The organism is 'Chrysanthemum coronarium' phytoplasma (assembly GCF_000744065.1).
Lineage (GTDB): Bacteria > Bacillota_I > Bacilli_A > Acholeplasmatales > Acholeplasmataceae > Phytoplasma > Phytoplasma asteris.
The window spans coordinates 1-5,865 of sequence record NZ_BBIY01000042.1; the positions used below are offsets into that span (position 1 = coordinate 1).

The window sequence follows — 5,865 nt, forward strand, 5'->3', positions numbered from 1 at the left end:
TATAATTTTTTTTATTCTTTTAAATTTTTTAAACATTAAAATATTTTTTTATACAATGAATTAAAAATACCCATATAAGTAGTTGTTTTTTGATTTAATTCTTGTTGTAATTTGTTTATATTATTTTTTTGATTTAAAAATTTTTCTTTTTCTTTTTGTAATTCTATATAGTTTAAGTTTAATTTTTGTTTTAATTTTTCATTTTCTAAATTAATATTTTGGTTTTTTTTGTTAATTCCTTCTAAATTATTTATATAATTTTCTAGATTTAGAATAATTTTTTTTGTATTAAGATAAATATTTGTTTGATTATCTATTTCTTTTTCTAATTGTAATTTTATTTCTTTAAATAAATTTAATTCAATATTTAATTTTTCTATTTCAATATTTTTCAATTTTATTTTTAATTGGTAAAATATTTCTTTATTTATAATATCTTTTTCAGTTTTAATTTGTGGATATAATGTTTTTGTTAACCAAAAAATATACATATTTTTTGCTCCATTACCCATTTTATTTAGATCTTCTAAAGAATAAAATTCATCTTCATTAGATCTAATTCCGTTATCAAAAAAAACAAATAATAAATTATTAGGAGGTTCTTTAATACGCCAGCAAAGATCATTTTTATTATTGGTGGCGCTATTATAACAAGGATAATCTAAAGTTAAATAACTAAATGTTTGATCAATATTTTTATTTATAACATGAGACACAATATCTTCTTTTTTTTGAATCCAAATATTATGAATTTTCATATTTAGATTGCATATTTTTTTATTTTCCATTGCCATCACTTGATTACTATTATTTATTAAAAATAATTCCAAAAAAATAAATAAATAAATACTTATTATTTTAAATTGATTTTGTAATTTAAACATTAATTAAATCTCCTTTTGATATTTAATAATAAAAATAAAACACACTTTAAATTATTTTAACGTCTTCTATTATTATTTGGTTGATTTTGGTTATTTTGTCTTCGTAAATTATTTCGAATGCATTCGATAATTTGTTGATTTATCATCGAAAGTTGATTGCTGGTTGTATCTAATCTATTTGAAAAAGCAGTCATTCTGTTTAAACGTGTTTGAGATTCTAAATTAGTATCATGAAAAACGTTAGTTAATTCTATCGTTAAACTATTTATTTCTTCTTCAAGTCGAATTTTTCTTGCTTCTAAATCTATTCCAGGGAGGGCATATAAATTTTTATTATTATTAATAAATAACATTCCTAAAAAAATAAATAAATAAATACTTATTATTTTAAATTGATTTTTTAATTTAACCATTAATTAAATCTCCTTTTATTTTTATTCCTTTATATTTTAAATTATTGGAAGTTGTTAAATTTTATTACCAATCAGAGTTGGTTCTTTTGTTATTTTCGGTTTCTTGGACTTTATTCGTTATTGTGTTTACCTTGATAAAGGGATAAAGTTTTACGTGCAGGGTTGAAGTGGAGATTAAAATTAGTTAATTCGAAATTGGCATCATCGACGCGAGCGCGACCAAGGTAATAGTCTTTGTCGTCGTCTAAGATGCGTTTAGGACCTTTGTATTTAAGGATTAAGTAATTGCCACCTGGCCCTTTGTGTTGTTGTTTTTCTAATCTAACATATAAATATAATTGACTGTCATCTTTTTTATCGAAAGAAGCATCATCAAATCCGTCTAAAGTAGTGTGGTTATAAGTATAGCCTTTTTTATTCCAACGGTCGAAAGGATGACGATCTTTGATGTAACAAACTAAGTTAGAGGGTTCTTTTTGGGTTTCGAGGCGGTCTTTGATAGTTCCTAATTCATAAAAATTGATGTTCTCTTTGTTAGCGAGTTGTTGTTGATAATAGCCAATACCATTAAGTCCATCAAAGGTATACTTGGCTTTAATCATTTTAAGTCCACTATTAAGGTCATCCCATTCTTCGATATTTTCGAATGCGGTTTCTTTTAAAATAGGGATTTCTTCTTTCGGTAATTTAATGATTTCCATTTCGGTTAAAACAATAAAACTAATAAATAAAAAAAGAAGTATCCCTAACACGATAAAAACCCATTTAATTATTTTTTTAATATTAAACATGATTAGTTCCTTTCTAGCAATTTTTAATATACCAACATTTTAACACATTTGACTTTTGAATCTTAATTAAAACCATTTTTTAAACCAAGAAGTTACATTATTAACTTTTTCCTTTGCGCTTGCAACATTTCTGTTTACGTCGACTTTAATTTTTGTAGTAAAGGGTTGAATTGAACCTTTCTAAGTTTTTTGGTTTTTTAGGGTTTCTTTAATTTTATCGTATTCTGTTATTTGTTGGGTTAATTCATCAAAGTTTTCTTTCAATTTTAATTTAGTCGCTGCATGGGTTTTTTGTTCTTCTTTTATTTGTTCTTTAAGTTTATTGATTTCATGACGGAGTTCGGCGTTTTCTTCAATATATTTACCAGAGACGTTTTCTAAAGCTTTAATGGTTCCTTCTAGAGCTTCAATGTGAAGGCCTTGTTGCACCCATTTATCAATTTGTTGTTCTAACTCCTCATTTAAACGGTTAATTTCATTTGCTTGTTCGTTGATGATTTGGTTTAATTGATCGATTTCTTGGTCTTTTTGATTAATAGTGTTTTCGTATTCTTTTTGTTTTTGTTGAAAATTAGTTGTTAATTGATTGATTTCCTTTTGGAGTTCTTGTTTTTCTTGTTCAGATAAAGCTTGATTAGTTATTAATTCTTGGTTTTTAGTTTCGATTAAGGATTTTTGTTCTTGGAGTTGGTTTTGGAGTTGTTCAGTCATTTGGTTTTGTTCGTTGATTTGATTGATTAATTCATTAATTTGTTTTTCTTTTTCGGTGTTAATCGTTTTTTCTTGGTGAAGATCAGTTTCTAATTGATTAATCTTTTGATCTTGGGTAAAGATTTCATTTTCTTTAGAACGGATTTTGTCAGTTTGTTGATTGATTTCTTTTTGAAGTTCTTGTTTTTCTTGTTGAGATAGTTTTTGATTGTTTTCTAATTCTTCTTGTTTTTGAGTTAAATCATGTTCTAAATTAGCTTTTTGAGTTTCTAAAGTTAAACTATTAATTTTTTCTTGTTGGAGTTTAATTTCTAATAAGTTTTTGGCTTTGATGATTTCTTCAGGAGTTAGTTGTTGTGTTTCCGTTGTTTGATTAGTTTCTTTTAATTCCTCACCAAGTAATGGTGTTTGTTGGAGTTGTTCTTGTTGAAGTAAAGTGGGTTCAGTTGGGGATTGTTCAACTGAACCTTTAACAGGGATTGTTAAGGTTACCATTTTTACTTTCTTCTTGAGTTGTCTCTTCTTTAACTTCATTATTATTAGTTAAAGTTGATTCTTCATTTTCAATAATAGTTGGATTGAATGATTGTTGAATAGTTGATGCTTGTAAGATTGGTGTTGAGGGATTTTCCATTTTATGGGTTAATTGTTGTGGTGGATTGGGGGTTTTAGTTTCTTCTTGATAAAATTGATAAAGTTCATAAGCAGTTGAAGCTAAAGAAACCCAAAATAAAACTTTACTACCGATTTTAAGGATTTTACCACCGACATTAGCTATTTTTGAAGTAGCTTTTTTTTGAATGATAGTTTTAGTTCTTTTTTTGATAGTCTTTTTCTTCCCATTTTTTAACCAATTACCAATTTTTCCAAATCCTAAACAAATCCCGATGACGCTTAAAGTAGTTGCTAGATAATAACCTAATTTATTTTGTGGCGAAGGAATATGATTAGGATCTTTATCATTGCCTGTTAATTTATTATAGATATATTCGATAACTTGACGAATTGGTTGAGTAGCTTTATCGTAAAACACTTTAGTTTTAGCAGCAGCATTAGCTGTAAAAGTGTTGATTTGGTTTGAAACTTCAGGAAAGAATTTAAAAAGGGTCCAATAAATCGCCCCACCAATTAATAATAATGGAATGTACCAAATGAGGATATTAAAGAAAGTTTTAATGATTTTAAATAACCAGTTTTCTTTTTGAGTTTGAGTTTCGATAATTATTTTAGGGAATTGAGTTTTTCTTTTGATAATTATTTTGTTAGATTTATTGTTTTTAGTGTTTTTATTTGTTTTTTTCGCCATATGATTTTACTCGCTTTCTTGATTGGATTTATTTTGATTTATTATCATTTTTTCTAATTTATCTATATTTTCATTAATTTTTTGAAAATTACTTTGGGTTTCTTTTTGAAATTCATCCATTTCCTTTTCAATAAGGTTAATTTTTTGTTTTAGATGATTGTTTTGAAGTTTTAAATTATGATTGTTGAAATTAAAGATGATAATTGTCGTTAAAATAACAATTATTAAATAAATATAAGGTGAATATTTTTGAATAATTTCCATTTTGTTTTCTCGCTTTCTCTTTGAATTAGTTACTAATAATTTCGTTAGTCATCTCAATGATATCCATTCCGAAATGTAAAAATTGATGTAAAAATTGCCAAAATTGGTTTTTTTGAATAACTTTAGGTTTAATATGATTTTTTTCGTTAATATTTGAATTAATGATTTCAATTTGATTTGAAGGCAATAATACCTCTTTATTTTCATTCGTTTCATTTAAATCTTGATAATGAAAAGTGTGACAACGTTTTAAAGTTTTTGATGGTAAAGCTTGAATAGAATTACTTTGATAATTAAAAAAGAATATTATTAATATAATATGGATATGGCAAACAAAACCAAAATAGCGAATATTTTTTATTTTCATAAATATTTTTTCCTTTCTTGGTGAAATAAGAAAACTCGCTGATTGAACGAGTTTTCTTTTGGTTAATGAGTTTTTTTTAATTGTTCTTTTGAGGTACATCGTGATGTTGATTTTGGTAAAGTGATAAAGTTTTACGTGCAGGGTTGAAGTGGAGATTAAAATTAGTTAATTTGAAATTGGCATCATCGACGCGAGCGCGACCAAGGTAATAGTCTTTGTCGTCGTCTAAGATGTGTTTAGGACCTTTGTATTTAAGGATTAAGTAATTGCCACCTGGGCCTTTGTGTTGTTGCTTTTCGAAATTGATATAATAATGTAAATAGCTTTCATCTTCGGTATAGAAAGAAGCATCATCAAATCCGTCTAAAGTAGTGTGGTTATAAGTATAGCCTTTTTTATTCCAACGGTCGAAAGGATGACGATCTTTGATGTAACAAACTAAGTTAGATGGTTCTTTTTGGGTTTCGCGACGATTTTCGACTAGCTTTAATTCTTTTCTTAATCTTTCTTCTTGAGTTGGAAGAGTTTTAAGTTTATTTTTAATATCGATGATTTCTTGGTTTTTATCTTTAATGGTTTGTTCGTATTTGTCAGGTGTTTGGTTTAAAGCGATTAATTCTTGTTCTAATTGTGGAATTTTATTTTCTTGGTGGATTTTAGTTAATTGCTGATTAATATTATTTAATTCCGTTTGGATTTGAGAGTAACGACGATTGTAATAGTTAATTCCGTTTAAACCATCAAAGGTATAGCGACATTCAATTTTAGTTTCGTCTTTGGGTTTATCTAAATATCGAAGGATTCCTTCTCGCCATTGAGCGTATTGATTTTCACAAGCTGCTCGGCGTTGTTTCACTTGTTGATGATCGGGTTTTGTTTTTAATTTTAGTTGTAAAACTTCTTCGATATCAGAAGGCAACATAACTTCGTGGGTTTGAGGGTTTTGTTGAGACCATTTAGCCGTTTTTTTGTAAGCTTCTTCGATGATCGTGGTTAAATCGCGATTAGAGAGGTTTTTGCCTTGACATAATTGGGTAATCTCTTTTAAAGCTAAGAAAGTATGATAACTAATTTGATAAGGGGTGATAATATGTTTTAAATAACCTTCAATTTCATGATCTTTTAAATG

Annotated in this window: 6 protein-coding genes and 2 pseudogenes; all 8 read right to left on the reverse strand. The window is 26.7% G+C overall.

Going from position 1 to position 5,865, the window contains the following annotated elements:
- Nucleotides 1-35: 35 nt before the first annotated feature.
- Nucleotides 36-884 carry an SVM family protein gene (locus OYV_RS02660; RefSeq protein ID WP_042068146.1) on the reverse strand — a complete coding sequence of 283 codons (849 nt, stop codon included), beginning with the start codon at nucleotides 882-884 and terminating at the stop codon, nucleotides 36-38.
- Nucleotides 885-940: 56 nt separating this feature from the next.
- Entirely contained in the window at nucleotides 941-1,297 is a 357-nt protein-coding gene (locus OYV_RS02665) for an SVM family protein (protein ID WP_042068148.1), read from the reverse strand.
- 64 nt (nucleotides 1,298-1,361) lie between these two features.
- Nucleotides 1,362-2,088: pseudogene (locus OYV_RS02670) on the reverse strand (effector).
- Between the two features lie 180 nt (nucleotides 2,089-2,268).
- Nucleotides 2,269-3,294, reverse strand: a complete 1,026-nt coding sequence (locus OYV_RS05345) for a hypothetical protein (RefSeq protein WP_236620269.1) — start codon at nucleotides 3,292-3,294, stop codon at nucleotides 2,269-2,271.
- Nucleotides 3,269-4,105 (reverse strand): hypothetical protein, encoded by an 837-nt coding sequence (locus OYV_RS02685; RefSeq protein ID WP_042068150.1) that lies wholly within the window; start codon nucleotides 4,103-4,105, stop codon nucleotides 3,269-3,271. Before OYV_RS02685 ends, OYV_RS05345 begins: the two co-directional genes overlap by 26 nt.
- A gap of 6 nt (nucleotides 4,106-4,111) precedes the next feature.
- Complete coding sequence (locus OYV_RS02690) at nucleotides 4,112-4,369, reverse strand: hypothetical protein (RefSeq protein WP_042068151.1); 258 nt, start codon at nucleotides 4,367-4,369, stop codon at nucleotides 4,112-4,114.
- Nucleotides 4,370-4,394: 25 nt separating this feature from the next.
- On the reverse strand, nucleotides 4,395-4,736 hold the full coding sequence (locus tag OYV_RS02695) for a hypothetical protein (protein ID WP_042068153.1): 342 nt from the start codon (nucleotides 4,734-4,736) through the stop codon (nucleotides 4,395-4,397).
- 76 nt (nucleotides 4,737-4,812) lie between these two features.
- Nucleotides 4,813-5,865: pseudogene (locus OYV_RS02700) on the reverse strand (AAA family ATPase); the annotation flags it as partial.